19 protein-coding genes and 1 tRNA gene are annotated in these 19312 nt (G+C 52.7%); 10 read left to right on the top strand and 10 right to left on the bottom strand.

Translation table 11 applies throughout. From position 1 onward, the window contains the following. The first annotated feature begins 29 nt into the window (after window positions 1-29). Entirely contained in the window at window positions 30-437 is a 408-nt protein-coding gene (locus tag MD273_RS07915; protein WP_239037198.1) for a DUF192 domain-containing protein, read from the top strand. Here MD273_RS07915 and MD273_RS07910 read toward each other — a convergent pair. Beyond that, window positions 434-1225: an enoyl-CoA hydratase gene (locus tag MD273_RS07910; protein ID WP_239037197.1), complete on the bottom strand. Its 792-nt coding sequence runs from the start codon at window positions 1223-1225 to the stop codon at window positions 434-436. The genes MD273_RS07915 and MD273_RS07910 overlap by 4 nt on opposite strands. A 186-nt stretch (window positions 1226-1411) precedes the next feature. Here MD273_RS07910 and MD273_RS07905 point away from each other — a divergent pair, with 186 nt between their 5' ends. Together MD273_RS07905 and MD273_RS07900 are read left to right on the top strand one after the other, a co-directional pair. Then, window positions 1412-1555 carry a hypothetical protein gene (locus MD273_RS07905; protein WP_239037196.1) on the top strand — a complete coding sequence of 48 codons (144 nt, stop codon included), beginning with the start codon at window positions 1412-1414 and terminating at the stop codon, window positions 1553-1555. Next, complete coding sequence (locus MD273_RS07900; protein WP_239037195.1) at window positions 1552-2103, top strand: nucleoside 2-deoxyribosyltransferase; 552 nt, start codon at window positions 1552-1554, stop codon at window positions 2101-2103. The genes MD273_RS07905 and MD273_RS07900 overlap by 4 nt, the downstream gene beginning before the upstream one ends. On the opposite strand, the gene MD273_RS07895 is transcribed toward MD273_RS07900, so the two are convergent. Genes MD273_RS07895 through MD273_RS07885 form a run of 3 tightly spaced genes read right to left on the bottom strand, consistent with a single transcriptional unit; the run spans window position 2095 to window position 5014 of the window. After that, the gene (locus MD273_RS07895) at window positions 2095-3006 is read right to left on the bottom strand and encodes a formyl transferase (protein WP_239037194.1); all 912 of its coding nucleotides are present in this window, start codon (window positions 3004-3006) and stop codon (window positions 2095-2097) included. The genes MD273_RS07900 and MD273_RS07895 overlap by 9 nt on opposite strands. Before the next feature lie 18 nt (window positions 3007-3024). Next, window positions 3025-4146, bottom strand: a complete 1122-nt coding sequence (locus MD273_RS07890) for a GNAT family N-acetyltransferase (RefSeq protein WP_239037193.1) — start codon at window positions 4144-4146, stop codon at window positions 3025-3027. A gap of 13 nt (window positions 4147-4159) precedes the next feature. After that, the gene (locus MD273_RS07885; protein WP_239037192.1) at window positions 4160-5014 is read right to left on the bottom strand and encodes a cupin-like domain-containing protein; all 855 of its coding nucleotides are present in this window, start codon (window positions 5012-5014) and stop codon (window positions 4160-4162) included. A 429-nt stretch (window positions 5015-5443) separates the two neighbouring features. On the opposite strand from MD273_RS07885, the gene MD273_RS07880 reads away from it, so the two are divergent. The 6 genes from MD273_RS07880 (at window position 5444) to MD273_RS07855 (ending at window position 10889) form a co-directional block, all read left to right on the top strand. Then, window positions 5444-5842, top strand: a complete 399-nt coding sequence (locus tag MD273_RS07880; protein ID WP_239037191.1) for an HIT family protein — start codon at window positions 5444-5446, stop codon at window positions 5840-5842. A gap of 9 nt (window positions 5843-5851) precedes the next feature. Next, window positions 5852-7051 carry a tyrosine-type recombinase/integrase gene (locus tag MD273_RS07875; RefSeq protein ID WP_239037190.1) on the top strand — a complete coding sequence of 400 codons (1200 nt, stop codon included), beginning with the start codon at window positions 5852-5854 and terminating at the stop codon, window positions 7049-7051. Next, window positions 7044-7796 carry a hypothetical protein gene (locus MD273_RS07870; protein ID WP_239037189.1) on the top strand — a complete coding sequence of 251 codons (753 nt, stop codon included), beginning with the start codon at window positions 7044-7046 and terminating at the stop codon, window positions 7794-7796. Before MD273_RS07875 ends, MD273_RS07870 begins: the two co-directional genes overlap by 8 nt. Further along, window positions 7786-8649, top strand: a complete 864-nt coding sequence (locus MD273_RS07865; protein ID WP_239037188.1) for an OST-HTH/LOTUS domain-containing protein — start codon at window positions 7786-7788, stop codon at window positions 8647-8649. Before MD273_RS07870 ends, MD273_RS07865 begins: the two co-directional genes overlap by 11 nt. Before the next feature lie 129 nt (window positions 8650-8778). Next, on the top strand, window positions 8779-8976 hold the full coding sequence (locus MD273_RS07860) for a helix-turn-helix transcriptional regulator (RefSeq protein ID WP_239037187.1): 198 nt from the start codon (window positions 8779-8781) through the stop codon (window positions 8974-8976). Window positions 8977-9179: 203 nt separating this feature from the next. Continuing rightward, entirely contained in the window at window positions 9180-10889 is a 1710-nt protein-coding gene (locus MD273_RS07855) for a replication endonuclease (protein ID WP_239037186.1), read from the top strand. Window positions 10890-11056: 167 nt separating this feature from the next. Here the strand turns inward: MD273_RS07855 and MD273_RS07850 are convergent, their stop codons facing one another. The 6 genes from MD273_RS07850 to MD273_RS07825 all read right to left on the bottom strand — a co-directional run bounded on the left by MD273_RS07850 (window position 11057) and on the right by MD273_RS07825 (window position 17693). After that, window positions 11057-12145 carry an HNH endonuclease family protein gene (locus MD273_RS07850; protein WP_239037185.1) on the bottom strand — a complete coding sequence of 363 codons (1089 nt, stop codon included), beginning with the start codon at window positions 12143-12145 and terminating at the stop codon, window positions 11057-11059. After that, window positions 12142-13236 carry an adenine-specific methyltransferase EcoRI family protein gene (locus MD273_RS07845; protein ID WP_239037184.1) on the bottom strand — a complete coding sequence of 365 codons (1095 nt, stop codon included), beginning with the start codon at window positions 13234-13236 and terminating at the stop codon, window positions 12142-12144. Before MD273_RS07845 ends, MD273_RS07850 begins: the two co-directional genes overlap by 4 nt. A 725-nt stretch (window positions 13237-13961) precedes the next feature. After that, on the bottom strand, window positions 13962-15713 hold the full coding sequence (locus tag MD273_RS07840; protein WP_239037183.1) for an ATP-binding protein: 1752 nt from the start codon (window positions 15711-15713) through the stop codon (window positions 13962-13964). Between the two features lie 2 nt (window positions 15714-15715). Beyond that, a complete protein-coding gene (locus tag MD273_RS07835) occupies window positions 15716-16747 on the bottom strand; it encodes an SIR2 family protein (protein ID WP_239037182.1) in 1032 nt (343 codons plus the stop codon). 154 nt (window positions 16748-16901) lie between these two features. After that, window positions 16902-16988 (bottom strand) — tRNA-Leu (locus tag MD273_RS07830). Between the two features lie 75 nt (window positions 16989-17063). Then, entirely contained in the window at window positions 17064-17693 is a 630-nt protein-coding gene (locus tag MD273_RS07825) for a class I SAM-dependent methyltransferase (RefSeq protein ID WP_239037181.1), read from the bottom strand. Between the two features lie 186 nt (window positions 17694-17879). On the opposite strand from MD273_RS07825, the gene MD273_RS07820 reads away from it, so the two are divergent. Beyond that, complete coding sequence (locus MD273_RS07820; protein WP_239037180.1) at window positions 17880-19310, top strand: cytochrome ubiquinol oxidase subunit I; 1431 nt, start codon at window positions 17880-17882, stop codon at window positions 19308-19310. Window positions 19311-19312: the final 2 nt, after the last annotated feature.

Here is a 19312-nt window from a genome sequence, read left to right as displayed (position 1 = left end):
GTGCTACACCGGCCCAGACGGAGCTGCCTGTGATCGATGCATGCTTCGTTAACGCCTCGGAGTCTGTTCCGGTCGTACTCGAGGTGGCCAGCACGTCTGAGGAAAGGCAGGTTGGACTCATGGGCAGACCCGAGTTGCCGGCAAAACACGGCATGCTCTTCCGGTATGGGGAGCGGAGGGAGCCTCAGGACGGTTTCTGGATGTACCGCACCCTGATCCCCCTGGACATTGCTTTCCTGGACCGGGAAGGCACCATCCGCAACATACGCGCCATGGTGCCATGCTCCGCTTCAAGTGGCCGGAACTGTCCCACCTACCCGGCGGGCGTTCCTTACTGGTCAGCCGTGGAAATGAACGCCGGTTTCTACCTTTCCAACGGCATCGAGGTAGGTGACCGGCTAATTCAGGGAAAAGAAAACTGCCCGGGGGCGGACTAGCTGTCTTTCCACTCGGGCTCGCGCTTTTCCAGGAAGGCGCAGATACCTTCCTGAGCGTCGTTGGTCTGCATATTTTCCGCCATCACCGTTGAAGTGTACTCATAGGCTTCCGCCAGTGGCATTTCCAGTTGGCGGTAAAACGCGCTCTTGCCGATTTTCAGGGTGTGGCCGGACTTCCCGGCAATAGTGCGGGCGAGCCGGTAGACCGTTTCATCGAGAACCTGCTCGTCCACCACCCGATTGACCAGCCCTATCTGTTCCGCTTTCGGTGCACTGACCAGCTCGCCGGTCAGCAGCATCTCCATGGCGTGCTTGCGGGAAACATTCCGGGAAAGCGCCACCATCGGGGTGGAACAGAACAAACCGATATTCACCCCCGGTGTGGCAAAGCGCGCGGTATCTGCCGCAACCGCCAGGTCACAGGATGCCACCAGCTGGCACCCGGCCGCCGTCGCCACCCCGGCCACCCTGGCAATTACCGGCTTGGGCAGATTCACAATCTGCTGCATCACCTTGCTACACAGGTTGAACAGGCCCAACTGGAATTCATGGCTGTCGAACTGATCCCGTACTTCCTTCAGGTCGTGCCCGGCGCAGAAGACATTACCGCGCGCAGCCAGAACCACGACCCGTGTCTCCGGATCATCTGCCACCCGCGAAAGCTCCTCTGACAAAGCCTCCAGCATGGCCACAGACAGGCTGTTGCGACGCTCCGGCTGGTTCAGAGTAAGTGTTGTAATCCCGTTTTCCGCGTAGTGCGTTACCAATGCATCGCTATCGTCCGTCATGACATTAACCTCCTGAACGTGTTGTCATTCTTTTGAGTCAGTATCAGTCAGGAGTGGATATCTGTCGAAGGGACTTTGGTCGGATCTCCGATTTGCCTGCCCCGCCCGGAGGGTAACGGTTGCAATCGAAGGATTCGTCCTCAGGTTTATACGAGCACTCTTTCGACAACCAGAGAGGAGCCTGCAATGTCCAAATCGCTTATCCTGAGGATCCTTGTGGCCATTGCGATCATAGGTGGCGGTATCTTTGTGATCATCAAAGACGAACCACAACCGCCCACCGGCGACATCAACAGCATTGAGCCCTTGCCCGAACAGGACAGCCCATGACCCGGCCCAAACGCGTCTACCTTGCTGGCCCGGAGGTGTTCTTTCCTCCGGAAGAGCAACAAGCAATCATTACCGAGAAAAAGAATATCCTGCAGAAGCACCGGTGGGAGGGAGTCGACCCTCTCGATGCTGAACTGAGTGTGTCTCAGGAAGAAACGAAACGGCAACACGCCTTTCGGATATACGAGGCAAACCGGGAGCTCATGGACAGTTGTGACGCAATCATCGCGAACCTGACGCCATTTCGCGGAATCAGCGCGGATCCCGGGACCGTATTTGAAGTCGGATATATGGTCGGTCAGCAGAAGCCTGCGTTTGGCTTCAGCATGAGTGGTCTGGACTACCGGCAGCGTGCGGGAGCGGTCGACGCTGACGGGCATGGGCACTCGATTGAGGATTTCGGGCTGGCGGAAAACCTGATGATTCACTGCGGCATTGTGAACTCCGGCGGCACATTGATTACAGCCGACCGTGAGCCCCGTCATCGGTTTTTCGACAAGGACATCTTTGAAAGATGTGTGGAAGCCCTGGTCCGAAAACTAGGTTGACGCCGAAACGGTGCTTCCGGCTTCAGGTTTTACGGCGTCGAAATCATTAATCAGGGAATCCAGAACCCGTTGGTCGCGCCCGGCTTTATTGGCCAGGTAATCTGACAGCACCCCGTCAGCCACTTTTCGCCAGGTCCTGCGCTTTGCCGCCAGATTGAAGTCTTTATTGAGATACAACCGGCCCTTCGATATCAGGGGCGTTGAGTGACAGCGACCGTGCTCTATGTCCCAAATCGCCCTGGCCATCATTTCGACGCCCAATTCAACGACCTTTCGGTATAGGGTGTTCGGGTTATCACGTTCTTCAATGCCGGGCCGGCCCTGATAGACGACATCACCGTCGTCCACACCCTCGGAAACGAAATGGACAGTTGCTCCAATACACTCCGGTTCAGAGTTGTGAATCGCCCAGTCGGTTGTAAACAGGCCCCGGTAGAATTGGGCAAGTCCGCCGTGTAGATTCAGAACACCATGCCCGGGAATGGACAACATATCGGACTTCAGTATGGACGCTCCACAAACGGCAATAATGTCGGGGTTCTGGTCCCTGACCCATTCCCGGTACTCGGCCTTGTTAATGTCGTTCGGCCCCCGGGTATAAAGAACATTGACCCCTTCTCCCGGTTGCAGCGTCCGATCATCACCTCCGAAATCCAGAGAGTTTCCCGGATAATTGTAAGCCTGGCGAGGCTCGACAAACCGCCGGTCCAGCACCTCCGCGACCTTGGCCAGGAAAAGCCCCGGCCGGGAGGCATATTTCATCGCCTTTCTCGGCAGAGGCGAACAATCGCGCTCCGGTATCTGGTTTTCAACCACAATACCGACCACATTCAGCCTTTTCGCCAACTGATTGGCGAAGTAGATGTCTGACTTATCCTGGCTGACGATAACGAGCGTCCGCACTGGTAACCTCACTGTTCCCTAGTCCAGGGGCCTCACCGTTCGGTCTTTCCTGCCGATCATGCGTTTGACCAAAGGTATCAACCGGTATTCAAGTTCATAGAGCGCGCGCATTGTCCAATGACTGCCAAAGAGCTCCACCGTGCAAAGCGACTGATAACCGTTGGCCCAGTTACTCAGATACCAGTAGTCGTCTGCACACGTGTAGTATTGCCGGCAAGTGCCACTTTCGAACAAACTTTTCAACGCCGTGTACTCCAGAATCGAACCGGGAGAATAGGCTTTGAAGCCTTCGTCATAATCAGCCCGAATCGGGTATACCACACCATCACAGGACAGGTGCAGTTCGTATGCCACCGGTTTGTCCTTGCTCCTGATAATCCAGGCACTCAATGTGCCCAATTGCCCGAATGACGCAATCAGGTTCAGAAAAAAACGACGGCTTCGAGAATTGGACCCCAGGTCGTTCCCGATCCTTGACTTCCAACTGTTGGCGGAGATCCGGATCAGCTCATCAACAATGGATTGCTCAGCGGAAATAATCTTTTCCTCAGAGATTGAGAACCGCCCACTTCTGTCAAACTTGTTGCGTTTATTATTCAGGCTTTTCTTCAGTTTTCTCGGCCTCGACCCGTAAAACTCATCCCAGGTCTGATCGATTTGAATAACCGGTGTAGAGAGGCTTGGCTTTTGACCCACCCGCTTCGCAGCTCCACTTGCAGGATTCATCAGGAAGTGATGGAGCTCGCTATTTTCATGAATCTTGAAAAAAACACCGACTTCCTCGGGACCGACTCTCGTCAGTGCAGTCAACACCTCTTTCCTTATCTCCCCGGGAACGGAGGTGTCGACGACAATCGAAGAGTAAGGAGTGTGCCCGTTTGCCGCCAGCCGCAGGACCGTGACGGGGAAACCTCGATACAAGCTCCGCGATCTTACGAGAGGTGCGATCCCAACCAGATCTTCACCCCGGAATACGCACCTGAATTCCATTTCTGTATCGAACGAAAAGGCATCAAGCCAGGAGCGAAGCCAGCCATGGGTCAACGGAAGCGGAACCGGATCGATCCGGGTCAGGAGCCCATCCCACTGGGATTGAATCTCATCAAAGTGATCCAGCGTCCTGACTACTCTCAATTCCACAGCCGGAGGCCTTTTACGCAGCAGACAGTTTATGTTTCACCTTGCGAAGCTGATCCAACATTCCAATGGCTCGCCGCTTGATCCAGAAATTAAGCAGCGGTTGCTGGCACCAATCCCTGATACTGTTCTGCATCCAGAAATAATTGACTGATACATTACGGCCTTCCGCCTCAATGAAGTGCCAGGTCCCGGCAGGAATGAAAAGCGCCTCGCCATCTTCCAGCCACCCACTTAGACCTTTGGCCTCGCCAAGCTTCGGAAAAGCCTTCAGATCCAGCTCACGGCAGTCTATTTTGCTGTCGACTACCCGGTTCTCGAGTAATGCCGTCAGACTGAGCGGACTGTAGGGATACATGCAGTCGGTCTGCTCCGGGGGAAACAGGATAAAACGCTTCCTGCCCTCGAGCATCATCAGCAGGCTGTGTGTCTCATCGTAATGCAAAACCGACTTGTTCCCACCCGGGCCGATATAGAGGTTGGAAACACGGAAGTTGTCTTCGGAAACAAAGGCCGGGAGGTCGACGGAAACATCCCCGGGTAAATCTTCGGACACCCCTTTGCCTTTCAGAGGTTCCAGGGCATAGCAGTCTTGTGAGGTATTCATGGCTTGATCGAACTCGTCCATCGGAATCCGCTCAAAACCAAGGTAATGGTAGATCCCGTCCTCTGACCGTCGCTGGACCCGGATCGACGTCAAGGAATGCCTGAAATACTCATAGTTCCAGTCCCGAAGGAACGGCAGGGCTTCCCGGACACCACTGAGCAAAACCGGCTGCCGGTGCTGAATAAACGGTCTGAAACCTTCCATCCCTGTCGGAAAAGGAACCGTTTCAATGGTTTCCGAACCGGCCAAATCGAACAAGCTCATTGCGAATTTCCTTTTCAATGACTTGCAACTGATTGATTAGGCGACTCAAAAAATGAATATTGATTTCTCTCAAAGACGCCCAAGTCTGTTTTCAAAATATGCCAGGTTCAAATACTGCGCAAGCATCACGATGGTAATAATCAGGCGCTTTATTCTGTCGGCGTCAGACTTTATTACAGGCGGTTTTAATAGATGGTGCCCGGAGCCGGAATCGAACCGGCACGGCCTTGCGGCCGAGAGATTTTAAGTTATTTGAGTCCTTCTTTGAGGAATTTGGAAGAACTTTTAATAAGCTCTTAAAAACAGTCAAATACAGAGCTTTTCTCGAAAACGCTGTTTGCCGTTGTTTGAAGAAATCCGCTAGAATTTGACCGATTTTGTCTACATAGTGTCTACATAAAGACACAAGAGACTCTGAGGAAGCTGCTAGTGGATCACGCCAAAACGACCTCCGATTGCCTGTTCTGTCACCCCGTCGAGAACCGGATTGAGGTTCTGGCGGAGAACGAACTGGCCCTGCTACTCAAAGACAATTACCCCGTATCCCCCGGCCACTGCCTCGCCGTTCCCCGGCGCCATGTGGAAACCTACTTCGATCTGAGCCAAACGGAAATCATCGCGCTCAACGAGCTTCTCCGGGAACGAAGGAAAGCGCTGCTCGCCGAGGACGCCCACATTACCGGCTTCAACGTCGGCACCAATGCCGGCGCTAGCGCCGGACAATCGGTCTTCCATGCCCACATCCATCTAATTCCGCGTCGGGACGGGGATCAGGACAACCCACGTGGCGGGGTTCGCAAGGTGTTCCCTGACAAGGCCAGTTACTGAGGGACCGGTATGCGGATTACCAAGAGCTTTGTCGACAAGGTCGAGATTCCGAGGGTCAAACCCGATGGCAAACCGGCCCAGGCCTTCTACCGGGATTCGGCCATTGCCGGGTTTGGTCTGCGCGTCACCAGCGGCGGCGCAAAGTCGTTCATTGTTGAAAAACGGGTCGATGGTCGGGTCAAGCGGAAAACCCTGGGGCGCTATGGCAACCTGACGGTCGAACAGGCCCGCAAGGAGGCCATGAAATTCCTGGGCAAGGTCGCCTCCGGCATTGATCCGATCCGGGAGGTTCACGAGAAACGCGCCCAGCGCATCACCCTCCAGGACGCCTTCGAGGATTACCTCGCCACCCGGAAGAACCTGAAACCGAACACCCTAAACGACTACCACCGCTCCATGCGCGAGATGTTCAAGGACTGGCAGACCAAGCCCCTCAAGGACATTTCCCGCGATATGGTGCTCAGTCGTCATGCGGAGTATGGACAGCGCAGCCACGCCCGCGCGGACAACGGCATGCGAATCCTTCGCGCCGTGTTCAACCACGCGCTGCAACGCTATCAGGACGCCTCCGGGAAGCCGTTTCTGGTGGCCAACCCGGTCAACGTCCTGAGCCATCAGCGCGCCTGGTACAAAGTGGAAAAGCGCCAGTCCCTGATCAAGGACCACCAGCTCCAGCCCTGGTACGAGGCCACCCTGCAACTGAACAATGAGACCACGCGCGATTACCTGCACCTGGTGTTGCTGACCGGTCTACGCCGAACCGAGGCAGCCACCCTCACCTGGGATCAGATCGACTTCAAAGAGAAAACGCTGACCATCACCGCGACCAAAAACAGCCGGGTTCACCGACTGCCCTTCAGTGATGCGCTTGAGGTGCTGTTGGAGCGGCGGTTTGAGGAACGGTCCAGCCCGTTTGTGTTCCCCAGCGATGCCGAACGGGGGCACCTGTCCGAACCGCGCACGGCCATCGCCCGCGTGACCAAGCTATCCGGGGTAACGTTTACCCTCCATGATCTGCGTCGAACCTTTATCACGGCGGCCGAGCGACTGGACATCCCTGCCTACGCGCTCAAACGGCTGATCAATCACAAAGACCCCAACGACGTCACCGAGGGCTACATCATTTTCGACGTAGAGCGCCTTCGCGTTCCCATGCAAAAAATCACCAACTTCTTCATTCAACAGTTTGAGAAGCCTGACCATGTTTGATCGCTCCGTACTAGACAGAACTGACCCAACAGCGCAGCCGAAGCAGATTATTGCCGATGTCGTTCCAGATCTTCGCTTCACCAATCACCTCGAATATGTCATTCGCCAAGCTCAGAGCAGGCTCGAGAGGCGCAGTCCGGAGGAATTGCGGATCGGTGCAGGTTATCTGGAGCAGTTGTTTAAAGAGGCGGACCAAATCGCTTTCGACCGGGCCTTTTACAAGCGGGGAGCCGAGCCCCCACTTGAGAGAATCAACGATCCCATAGCCTTTTCTTTGCTTTTCCAGGAGCAGGAACTCGATAAGAAAGAGGATTTTCCCGATGCTTCCGCCATCACCTATTTTTCGTTGCTCGCGTTGATCTATGCTCTGGAGTGTCTGGAGTACCTGAAACGGTATGAGGATGCCAAAGAACGAGAACGGGCGGCGATGCACTCGCTAGTTCTGGAGCGCGCCAAAGAAATGATCGCGTTTATTCAGGGAATGGAATTCGAGGGAATTTTCCGCAAAAAACTCGCTACCCAAGCGAATCAAGCCCGTTATCAGCCGTTCAACGAGCTCAAGCAACAGATCTTCGATTTTGTAGATTCAGAGTGCGAGGAATATTCGAATCGAAAGTCTTCCCAGATAGCCTATCTACAATTCAAGGAGGCCATTGATGCCGCAATGGATTCTGACGACCCGGAACATCAGATTGCCAAATGGATAGGACAACACCGCAGGGAGCAGAAGGCAGGTGACGAATGACTTTGTAGGCGAAAGCCTGGAGAACATCAGGGCAGAGATCGAGAGGGGCGTGGGGCAATGCATACTCCAGCTTCAGCAATACGAGTTGGGGTTAAAGCGTTTCTTGTCGAAAACCGTTTTGAGGGGAAATGCCAAAACCCTTAAGAGCTACCACGAGATTCGTAAGGCCGATCTCGCCAATAAAACCCTTGGGCAATTGATCGGACAGATTACGGGCCAATACCTTCTTCCATCCTCATCAGAGGAGGGTTTTCCTGATACGCCAGTTGACCCCGAGGAAAACTCCGATCTTGCCGAACTCCAATTTAGGTTTACGATGCCGCTCTCCCAGGAAAACCACGACGCTCTCAGAGCAGAGCTCTCCGAAATCGTCTCGATTCGAAATGAGCTGGTGCACCACTTCCTGGAAAGATTCGATCTTCAAGATACCGGCAGCTGCAAGGATGCCCTCAATCACCTGACAAGTATCAAAGAAACAGTCTCCCACCACTTCGAAAAATTGCAGGAATGGGACTCAGCTCGAAACGCCGCGGTCCAGCATGCACTGGAATTCTTCGATTCAGTTGATCTTGAATCGCTGCTGAACTACGGATTCTGCCCCGGCCATCCGATTGTTTGGGGCAACACCACTGCCGTACAACTTTTGAAATCGGCAGAAGCGCAGCTGCAAAGCGCCGGCTGGACAGACCTGAGAATGGCTCTCAGGTTAATCAAGCAACAGCGTCCTGACCTCGGCCCCAAAATCTACCAGTGCAACAGCTGGCGGCACCTCCTTCATGCTTCCGGGCTTTTCGAACTTAAAAAGGTAAAGCAGCAGGACCAAAGCACCTCCACCCTTTTTCGAAGTCGATAATCCTACCCTCGCTTAGCGGAGGTATACCTCCGCTTAGTGCAGGTATACCTCCGCTAAGCGCAAGCATTCCGCTCCCCCTCTCCAACGCCTTAAAACTGAAGCCATATCAATCAACACAGGAATATGGCGATGAAAAACCAGCTTCTTACCACAGCGAAAGCCGCAGAAATTCTGGGCGTCAGCAAAGCGTTTCTGGAAAGAGACCGGTGGGCCGGCGCTCGCGTGCCTTTCATTAAAATCGGCAGTCGAGCGGTGCGCTATCGGATGGAGGACCTGGAACGCTATATCGAAAAGCAAATCCGGCGTTCGACCTCGGAGTTGTCTTGATGGCCAACCAATTCTGCCCGGTTAACAGAGCGCTCCCCGTTGGTGGGGCCATCGTCACCCCGTTAACAGGGAGCCCTGTTAACGGGGGATTGGCGCCGATCGCCCCGTTAACGGGGAATCACACCCGAAACCACCACCGTTTTCTCACCCTGTTTAACAGGAATGGACCTGGATTGCTTCAAATCAGGCCGGGGGATTAAGACATGTCAGCTAACCTTCCAATGGGGCCTTTTAACTGGCATAGGCAGGAAGGTCGCCCTTATGCCTTGGGCGACCATCGCTCACGAAAAATGCTCCGCACTGTCGAGGACAAGCACCCTCACCTAAAGCAACGAATTTTTCAGTGTTATCTGCGTATCGCCGACGGCGCCACCTATCACCAGGCCGACATGTGGCTCGAAAGCATCCTGGATCGATTGCACCTGCATGATGACCTGGGCGGCTTAAAGGCCGATTCGCCTTTTGAGTTGTTTCAGTCATTCTCGGAAAAGATTTCCCGGCGGCTTGAGCGAGAGTTTACGGGCCATGCGGTGGCGGTGAACGGAAAAGAAGCCTTGAACCTTTTGATCCGTGAGGTTCACAAGGCCGGAATGGAATTTCCAGTTGAGCCTGACGACCTAACCGACAAAGAGAAGGTGATTCCGGCGCTCGCCCGCGTTTTCGATTCCAACTGGTGGCGACGGCGGCTCAGGAGGAAAGCGTACCTCAGCTCCGAAGGCGTCTACCGGGAGTTGGGACTGGTTTCTAAGGCCACTAACCTCTACGTAAGCGAATACAATTTCCGGCGCAACCTCGCGGCCCAAGCGAGCAACGAGGAGCTGCTATCTCTACTCACTGCAGAAAACCAATTCGGTTACTCAGCGACCCTCTCAAGCCTCAAAGAAAAATCCGTCAGCAACCCCAGAAACCGTCGCAACGAGACGATGATGCGGATTGGTGGCCTGGAAGACTACGCAAACGAACACGGCCACGTTGGCGTGTTCTACACCCTTACCTGCCCTTCCAAGTACCACGCGACCCATCAAAACGGCCACGCCAACGCAAAGTTTGACGGTGCCACTCCGCTCGACGCCCAGAAATACCTTAATCGCGTCTGGGCTCGCGTGCGCGCAGCTCTAAAGCGTACTGGAATCGACTGGTATGGCATCCGGACCGTTGAGCCACACCATGACGGCACGCCCCACTGGCACCTGCTCATGTTTCTGGAGAAGGGAGACCTCCCCGAGGCTAATCGAATCTTTCGCGAACATGCACTTCAAGAGGATGGCGCAGAAAATGGGGCGGAAGAAAACCGCTTCGTCATTGAGGAAATCGACCCCGAAAAAGGGAGAGCCACGGGCTATGTCGCGAAATACATTTCCAAGTCCATCGATGGCTATGAAGTTGGCGAGGACTCCTATGGCAATGATGCTGTCGAGTCAGCAGCTCGAATAAGAGCATGGGCAAGCATCTGGGGCATCCGTCAGTTCCAATTCATGGGATCACCCAGTGTCACGGTCTACCGAGAGCTTCGACGCCTGCGCAATATCGAGGGAGATCGAAAAGGCCTCGTCCAAGAGCTGGAACAGGCGGCGGATAACGGGGATTGGAAACGGTACGTAGAACTCATGGGCGGCACTTGCCTTCGACTGAAAGACCGTCCTCTGCGCGCCCTCATGGTGCCCAAACCTACAGAGAACAAATACCACGAAACCGTCGAACACCTAAAAGGCCTGGTTGGTTCAGCCGGTCGAGTGATCACCAGGATTTATGAGTGGACTATCGGACGGACGAAGCCATCTGAGAACCACCTTCCGGCCGCCGGACTGGAGGAGATTTCTTTAAGAGGCGCGAATGCGCCTCCTTGGAGTTCTGTCAATAACTGTACGTCTCAAAATCACCTGCATGAGGCTCCGCCCCCCTTTTTTAGGTAGCGTTGAATAAGAGTGACGGGGTATCTAAATCATGCCGCCACAGCGTCGTAGTCATCGGTGAAAACGCAGACCTTGAGGTCACCCGCCGTCAAGCATGCGCAGCTATCGTTTAAAGGCGAAACCACACACATTACTGCAGGCAACATGATTGTCCTTGATAGACCACGTCATTTGCCTCCTTTTTTTCTGTTATCGTCAGCGCAGAGCATCTGACAGTTTTCCGCCTCAGTTTTGCCGCCCTCGTGCCAAGGCGTGATGTGGTCTGCATGCATCTCTTCGATTTTGAAAGTGTTGCCGCAGTCCGGGCACACGCCCTTCTGCCTTTCAAACGCTGAACGGCGCATTCTCTCATCGAATTGGCGAATGTTGAGATGTTTTTCTTTGCCATCCAAAACGTAGTGATAAACACCGCGATGGTTAGTCACGTCCGGGTCTTGGATGAGCGCTGAAATGCGACTTTCAAGTTCGTCTGGGTCGAGTGCCACATCCTTATACTCGTTGTATAGTAAACCCCACGGTTGTCCTTTCATTTCTTTCTTACGCTCAACAGGAAAGGTCGCCCTCACCCACGCAACCACGTTTTGGAAGTACACCCACAACTCGTTGGCCTTGGAGTTATGTTGGTGTTTCCCCATGTACTCCCGAATTTTGCCGCCGCTGATCCAATCAAGGACAGTTTCGAGATAATCTTGGCGGATTGGCGAACCTTTCATGAGGTCTCCGGCCACTTGGTACGCGGGGCAACCGGTCTTACTGAAATGCTTCTTGGCGTCTGACAACCATGGACCTGGATAAGTCGCGTTATTTAGTTCCTGATTGGTGAGAACCTTACCCGCAATGTTGATGGTTTCGAACCACGACAATCGTTCGCTGTCTGTGCCCTTACAGAAATACACCATCAATTCGTAGTTAAGGATTTGCTCCTGCTGGTCATCAGTGAGATTGTGAAAGTAAAGATCATTCCACGCGAATTCTCCGTCCACATACTGGCAAATTGAGATCGTGCGCTGCTGACCGTCGATCACTTCGTAGGTTCCATCATCGCGTACGGACCAGTACATGACATTAAGTGGGAAATCTTGGGTGAGTGTGTCTATGACCTTGTTGCGCTCCTTGGCGTTGTAGACAAACTCACGTTGGTAGGGCGGGCGAATGTCGAGCTTACCTCCGTACCCGAAAACACCACCTTCTGCGTCGTCCTCGTAGTCCTCGCACAAATCACGAACGGGGATCTTCTTAAGTTCGATTTCCATCATTCAACCTTCTTGTTCTTTATAAAGACCCGCGCATAAAGCGACTTAAAGGGCTCACCGTCCACAATGTAGTAGGTCTTACCGGATGGTGGTGTATCCAACTTGATAGCAGGAGCATCGTTAAGCTTACCCACGTTGCTCTTTTTCCCGTTTGCATTTACTTGAACCTGCGTAGGGTATGTCTTGCACGATGCTCCGTACCAAGACTGAGAGATGCCAACGATCTCAAACTGATCGGGGTTGTGCTTTGTCAAAAAACCGATCGTGACGCCCATGACGCCTGGATAGTCTTTCGGAATGTCAGCGACCTTGCTGACCTCGATGGCATCAAAGTTGTCATACTTCGGGTACTCGGCGGGGTCATACGTTTTGTAGAGGATAAGGTCCTCGTGTCGCTTCTTGTAATCAAGGTTCGTAAACCAGCACATATTCCCAAAACTGCGCCACTTCTGACCGCTCTCATCTTCCCAATACCGTGTAGCGCGCGGTGTATAGTGAGCCGGAACCCTGAAACTCATATCCCCGCTGTTGGCACCGAGCCACAACTTATTCTGCTGAATTAGCGGAAAGATGCCCTTGTACTTGATTGCGTTTTGGTTCGCCAAAATGATGAATTTTTTTTCATATTTAATGAGTTGATCAACATATTCCCGGAAGAGAGAAAAGGGAGGATTCGTGACGACTATGTCCGCTTGTTTCAGAAGTTCGATAGACTCCGCACTGCGGAAGTCCCCATCGCCTTCTAGAAAGCTGGTCTCTATTTCGTCGTCTCCCGGAATTCGGTCACCATCCTTGTCGCCCTCGTACTCCAAAAATAGCGCGCGCTCGCTGTCATTCTCACTGAACAGATCACGCTTTTGGTTCTTGTAGCAAGTCGCTATCAACTTCCGAAGGCCCAGCTTCTCGAAGTTGTAAGAGAAGAAGTGAAAAAAGGCACTCACCCGGGGATCATCGCAGTTAAGGTAGACGACTTTCCCCTTGAAGTGCTTCCGATAATGTTTAAGCTCGCGCTCGACATCTTCAAGCTGCGTGTAGAATTCGTCTTCCTTATTTGACTTCGCCCTGCTCAGGCTCGAGTTCTGCGTCTCTGCCATCCTGTTGTTCCTAAGATCGACCGTTTTTTTTCAGATAAATCAATTTGTGGTCTAGCGCTAAATGCCCCGTCGAACATTTTTGAGCCATTCGAATCACGGACTTTGTTCAAGGTGCCGATTGATGTTTACCGGCTTTGGGTCGCCCCACTATTCCATAATTTTCATGAGCTTGTAACCACCTCCCGGCGCAATTTACTAATTTTTTCACCGACGATTATTTGTTGCGGCACATACTGTGGCTCACCAAAGGTCATCCACTCCATGCCAACGAATCCTAGACCACCTCAGAACCTGAACGGACCGGAGCCTCCGTATGACCAACGGACTTTCGTAGATTGATTGACTATTTCCAGGTTTGAGCGCCCTTTTCAGTTGCCTCTCTCTCGCGATAATAAAAGTGACCAAGACGGCAATACCGGGAATCGAATGCAATGCAGTATTTCAACGCACGGCAAGGAATCGAGACAGCAACCTTGCCTACATAAAAAAATCGGAAGTAAAAATTAAAAGCTAAGAAAGGTAAGCTAATGTTTTAAATGGTGCTCCGGGCCGGAATCCAACCAGCATATCCGTGGGGTCGAGAGATTTATCATCCTGGGACTTTGGCACCGAGTCCAAATCAAGATGAAAAACAAGGAAAGTGTGACCGTTCCCTTTACTGTCTGGCCGAATCTCCTCGTGATAACCCAGGCATTCGGCGCTACCCACTTATCTAACGAGCCACTTTAGCTCTTCAGAGACTGCTTACGCCAAGAACTAACCGCTGAGGGTAAGTCGTTCTCGGCATCACTATCTGACCAACAATCCCAAAACGGTATGGTGGCGCTCACAGGTTCATTGATAGGCTTAGCAACCCGAATCCGTGTAGGTAGAAGAGTTGCATCTCCGACCACAAGCGCCTCCCCTGTATCCAATACCGGCAAGAGGTCTCCAAAGCTGCCTAGAGAATCTGGTAAAAGGCGCTTAACCACCGACTGGTCTTCTCCGTTAGTGAGCCTCATTGCCACAACGTTGCTGCACTGACTGACCACTGTTCTATTCAGCTCGGCCGGCCTTTGACTTATAACAACTAGCCCAACACCATATTTCCTGCCTTCTTTAGCCACTCTCTCAAAAATTTTCACCGAGTTATCAGTGGCGCTGGAATTGATATCTTGCGGAATATAAAGATGGGCCTCGTCACAAAAAAGTGCAATTGGATGGCGACTCTCAAACGTTTGCCATTGCTGAATTGAAAATATTAGGCGCGCAACCATTCCGAGTATAAGCGGGAGGATATCTGACGGGACCTCAGAGAAGTCAACGACTTTAACACCTCCCTGATCTTTCTCCTGTGCTGCCCTTCCACCCATCAACAAACTGACGAGATGGTCCAGCCACTCAAATGCCAAAGATTCTTCGCCACTAGGGAACAAGAAACCAAGGCGGCGATCTTCCGTTTTACTAGCAAATCGCTGTATCAAACGACTAAGCTTTCCGTTGAAATCTCCTTTTACAGGTTTACCGCTTGAACCTTTGACCATCTCGTCGTTAAGTTCTTCGAGCTTATCTTTGACGTCTTCGATACGGAAGGGAATCGGACTATCAATGGTAAAGTTCGCCATCACTTCCTTGTGATTACCAGATTCTAGATACGCTTTCTTGGCTTCAACTATGGCTCTAGACATGACCATGGCCTGATTCGGCGCATTCTGGTCAGTCCTGTCGACAAACATCGACAATAGTGCCTCATAACTTAGTAGCCAATAGGGTAAGTGAATTACCCCATCGCCTAATCCTCGTTGCTCTTCAATATCGCCTGGTCCAGCGACCCTTAAGTGTTTGAATCCCTCGCTGGTCAGCGACCGATATTCTCCATGGATATCAAATACGATAGCGTTGGCATTAGACAGGGCTGCGACTTGCTCAAGCATTCTGGCTGTGGTCCAAGATTTACCTGAGCCTGTGCTCCCAACCACTACAGCGTGGCGCTGAAAAAGTTTGTTTCCGTTCAAAAACGCTTCAGCGTCCTGGTCTAAAGTGTAATTTCCCAAAGAAAGACGTTGGCCATCTCCACTAACCGAGGAAATCACCTGCATGAATTGAGTTAAACGCTCACCCTCGAGAGAAAAACAATTTGCATCAATTTCGGGAACTGTTTCCAAGGTGCGGCGAAACACATCACGCTGGGTACCTATAACGTCTATCAAGGTACCAATCAGCGACACACGAAGCATGTTTACTTCGGGAAACGCTTCTTCGACACCCATGTTGTCAGGCTCAGATTCCTCAAGTTTGGTTTCTATGGCGGTTCTGGTAATTTTTTGAATCACCCCAATCAAATGCTGACCAGCAAGACTACTTTGGAGAACAGCTAATCGGTTAACTTGTAGCCTCCGGAGAGATTCAACATCGTCCACTTGAACCACGACCGTCGCAGTATCTACGGAGATGACCTTCCCTAGTGCTTCATGATCTTCATAATCAAAAATGCTCACGTTCAATCTCCAATCGTGACATCAAGAAATTTATCAAGTTGCCAGAGACTTTGTTCCGGTACATGTACGCCATCGGGGGTGAAGTGAGTGTAAATCATCGTGCCCCCTCTATATTCCTCCATTGCCAAGAACTGACGACATCTACCTTTGAATAAGAAATTCTTGGCAGTATCCGTAAGCTCCTTAGTGATTATTACAATGGGAGTATCATTACCCTGACATCTCTCAACTAACTTCGTTTGCAAATGCTCATCATTGAATCCAAATCCTATGCAAAGATAAGACCTAGCCGCATCAATCGCACTGTCAGCAGCCCCAATAATGGTCCTGAAAGGTTCCTGATACCCTCTACGAAATTTGTCTACGCCGGGGGTAATCATAACGGGGGTATACCCCTCAGGCGTCTCCCAGCAGTTTGGAAAGAAGAAAACTTGGTTATCCCTATCTTTAAACCAATCAAAGGAGCCATGAACCTTCCAGATACAGACTGTCCGTACAGGTCTACCAGCCTGATGAACCCTCATATTTTCGTCTCTGGCTCTTCGATTAATGTATCCGTATTCAAACCCAGTGAAATAGGAATACCCCGCTAGGTCGGAAGCATACTCCGCAATGCGGTCATAGTTCGGAGTAACCACATGGATAGTTTGATGGGTACTCTGAAACAGGAAGTGATAAAGCCTTGATAGGGGGAGTGATTCCCTTTCGGATATTGCTCTCAAGAACACATCGTGATCGTGAGGAAACAGGAACGAACGGGTTGAATGGACAATGTGGTCTGTAAGGTGTTCGGGTAATCTTGTCTTGGTCAACGCTGACTCAAGGTCAAGCTGATCAAGCGATTCGCTAAACTGGTTCCAGCCTTGCGCGTCTTCAGAGGACATACCTTTGGGCGGGTTTTCTTTGATATGCGCCCCTAGAGGCCACATTCCTGGTATTCCGTGCGCTGCTGAAGCCCCGCTACCAAGAAGAACTACAGGTGTCTTTGACACACACTCTTGCGCAAACTCGATGGCTTTTTCGAAATCTGACATTTGCTGGCATCCGTTCCCTACCCCGTCCTAAAGAGGTAATACAAATAAACAAAATTGACGAGATTTGCAATCGCCAACTGTCTACATTGCGTCTACATTTCAGTTTATGGATTCAGTGCAGACCAAAAGCTTCAGCTTAACTTATTGATTTATATGGTGCCCGGAGCCGGAATCGAACCGGCACGGCCTTGCGGCCGAGAGATTTTAAGTCTCTTGTGTCTACCAATTTCACCATCCGGGCATTCGGAGGGAGGTTTTGAGGGCGAGAATTGTATAAGGCCATGTGCCGTAACGCAATTCTGAATCCTTTGGGCAATCAGTCTTCTGCAGGTTTCACTGCCCTGCCCTTGTAGATGTAACCGGCGATCTTCGGAGCCTGGGGGATGTACAGGTTTTCAAGTTCCCGGATTTCGAAACCGGCGACACTGAGGAGATCCGCAATATGCCGGTTCAGGTGGCAGCCACCGGCGAGTTTCTTCCAGGCTGGCGTGATGCGGTTTTGCCACTTCCTGACCCCAGGATCTTCGGATTCCCCGTGTTCCAGAAAGAGCAGTTCACCACCGGGCTTGAGCACACGCTTCATCTGTTGGAGCGCTGCCTGCCAGTCCGGAATGGTACACAAGGTGAAGGTGAGCAGGACCGTATCCACGGAATTATCATCCAGTGGTATCTCCTCACCAGGCAGGTCCAGCCACTCCACCTTGATCCGGGAGCGTTGCAGGTTTGGCCGGGCCTTTCGTCGCATACCGTCGGAGGGTTCAAGGCCGTAGACCAGTTCCACCCGGTCGGCATCATAGAACTCAAGGTTGATGGCTGACCCCATCCCCACTTCCAGTACCGTGCCACGCGCGTTGGGGACAACCTGGCTCCGAAGTTTCATCACCTGGCCCATAGAGCAGGCCTTATCTATGATGTGTGGGAGTATCCTGTCTTCGTAAAAGCTCATCGGAGTCACCATAATTGTTTTAAATCAAGCGGTGCGACAATCTGCCCTATCGGTTTGTTTGTGCTGTTTAGTAGCATGTTATCCATCTGCCGGTAATTACAACATAACAATATGAGCTATGGCAGCGGCTGAGCGGGACATAAGGACTCGTTCTTATTGTGATGTGTGGTTTTACCGGAGGTTCCCATGGAACTTGATCCCCTCTTACTATCGCGAATTCAGTTCGCGTTCGTGGTGTCATTTCACGCCATCTTTCCGGTGTTCACCATCGGGCTGGCATCCTACATTGCCGTGCTCGAAGGCCTGGCATTCAAGACCGGCAATCCGGTCTGGCTGAAGCTCTCGGGCTTCTGGACCAAGGTCTTTGCCGTAGTGTTCGGCATGGGCGTGGTCTCTGGCATTGTCATGTCGTTCCAGTTCGGCACCAACTGGAGCAACTTCGCCCAGGCTACCGCCAACTTTCTCGGGCCGGTACTCAGCTACGAGGTAATTACGGCCTTCTTCCTGGAAGCCGCGTTCCTGGGTGTGCTGCTGTTCGGCCGCGACAAGGTTCCCGCGGGCGTTCACCTGTTTGCCGCCATCATGGTGGCCACCGGTACCTTCATCTCCTCGTTCTGGATACTGTCAGCGAATAGCTGGATGCAGACCCCTGCCGGCTTCGAGCTGCGTGACGGTGTGTTCCACGTAACCTCCTGGAGTGAGGCGATCTTCAATCCCTCCTTCCCATACCGGTTCCTGCATATGGGGCTTGCCTCGTTCCTGACTGGCAGCTTCGTGGTCGCCGGTGTCAGCGCCTGGTACCTGCTGAAGGGACGGGAAAAGGAAGCCAATCGCAAGGCGCTGTCCATGTGTCTGTGGCTGATCCTGTTCCTCGCCCCGGCCCAGGCGGTGGTGGGTGATTTTCACGGTTTGAATACCCTGGAACACCAACCCACCAAGGTGGCGGCGATGGAGGGTAACTGGGAAACCTCCTCCAACGTGCCCCTGTTACTGTTTGCAATTCCCGACCAGGAGGCCCAGACCAACCGCTTCGAGATCGGCGTACCGAGCCTTGCGAGCATGATCCTGACCCACGACTGGGACGGTGTGGTACCCGGTCTGAAGGATGTGCCCCGGGAGGAGCAGCCGCCGGTGGCCATCGTATTCTGGTCGTTCCGGGTCATGGTGGGCATCGGTACCCTGATGATCCTGGTGGGCCTGACTGGCCTGGCGCTACGCCGGGGTGGTCGTTACTTCCAGTCTCGATGGTTTCTGCAGGTACTGCGGGTAATGAGCATTGCCCCGTTCCTTGCGGTGCTGACCGGCTGGTTCGTCACCGAGGTGGGGCGGGCGCCGTGGCTGGTGTACGGCATTATGGATCAGGCATCGGCAGTCACGCCGTCACTCACCGGCGGCATGGCATTGTTCACGCTGATCGGCTATATCGTGGTCTATGCCCTTGTGTTCTCCGCCGGCATCTATTACCTGATGCGTGTGCTGTACGTCGGTCTGGAGGATCGTCCCGACGAAGACGAGCATGAGGCGGAACGCCCGGCTCGCCCGTTCTCCGCCGCGCACGTACCGTTCGAATACGGCGATGACGAACACAGAAACCCGGCCGGCCAGGGAGGTCACTGATT

Origin of the sequence: Marinobacter sp. C7 (genome assembly GCF_022343555.1) — a bacterium.
GTDB lineage: Bacteria > Pseudomonadota > Gammaproteobacteria > Pseudomonadales > Oleiphilaceae > Marinobacter.
The sequence above is the reverse complement of the archived record's forward strand: the minus strand, read 5'-3'. Positions and strand labels throughout refer to the sequence as shown.

Bases quoted from the DNA above. Each gene is read 5' to 3' on its own strand.
- MD273_RS07850 (WP_239037185.1), bottom strand. From the start codon at position 12,145: ATGATGGAAATCGAACTTAAGAAGATCCCCGTTCGTGATTTGTGCGAG.
- MD273_RS07825 (WP_239037181.1), bottom strand. From the start codon at position 17,693: ATGAGCTTTTACGAAGACAGGATACTCCCACACATCATAGATAAGGCC.
- MD273_RS07855 (WP_239037186.1), top strand. From the start codon at position 9,180: ATGTCAGCTAACCTTCCAATGGGGCCTTTTAACTGGCATAGGCAGGAA.
- MD273_RS07885 (WP_239037192.1), bottom strand. From the start codon at position 5,014: ATGAGCTTGTTCGATTTGGCCGGTTCGGAAACCATTGAAACGGTTCCT.
- MD273_RS07835 (WP_239037182.1), bottom strand. From the start codon at position 16,747: ATGTCAGATTTCGAAAAAGCCATCGAGTTTGCGCAAGAGTGTGTGTCA.
- MD273_RS07905 (WP_239037196.1), top strand. From the start codon at position 1,412: ATGTCCAAATCGCTTATCCTGAGGATCCTTGTGGCCATTGCGATCATA.
- MD273_RS07900 (WP_239037195.1), top strand. From the start codon at position 1,552: ATGACCCGGCCCAAACGCGTCTACCTTGCTGGCCCGGAGGTGTTCTTT.
- MD273_RS07870 (WP_239037189.1), top strand. From the start codon at position 7,044: ATGTTTGATCGCTCCGTACTAGACAGAACTGACCCAACAGCGCAGCCG.
- MD273_RS07820 (WP_239037180.1), top strand. From the start codon at position 17,880: ATGGAACTTGATCCCCTCTTACTATCGCGAATTCAGTTCGCGTTCGTG.
- MD273_RS07910 (WP_239037197.1), bottom strand. From the start codon at position 1,225: ATGACGGACGATAGCGATGCATTGGTAACGCACTACGCGGAAAACGGG.
- MD273_RS07875 (WP_239037190.1), top strand. From the start codon at position 5,852: ATGCGGATTACCAAGAGCTTTGTCGACAAGGTCGAGATTCCGAGGGTC.
- MD273_RS07860 (WP_239037187.1), top strand. From the start codon at position 8,779: ATGAAAAACCAGCTTCTTACCACAGCGAAAGCCGCAGAAATTCTGGGC.
- MD273_RS07845 (WP_239037184.1), bottom strand. From the start codon at position 13,236: ATGGCAGAGACGCAGAACTCGAGCCTGAGCAGGGCGAAGTCAAATAAG.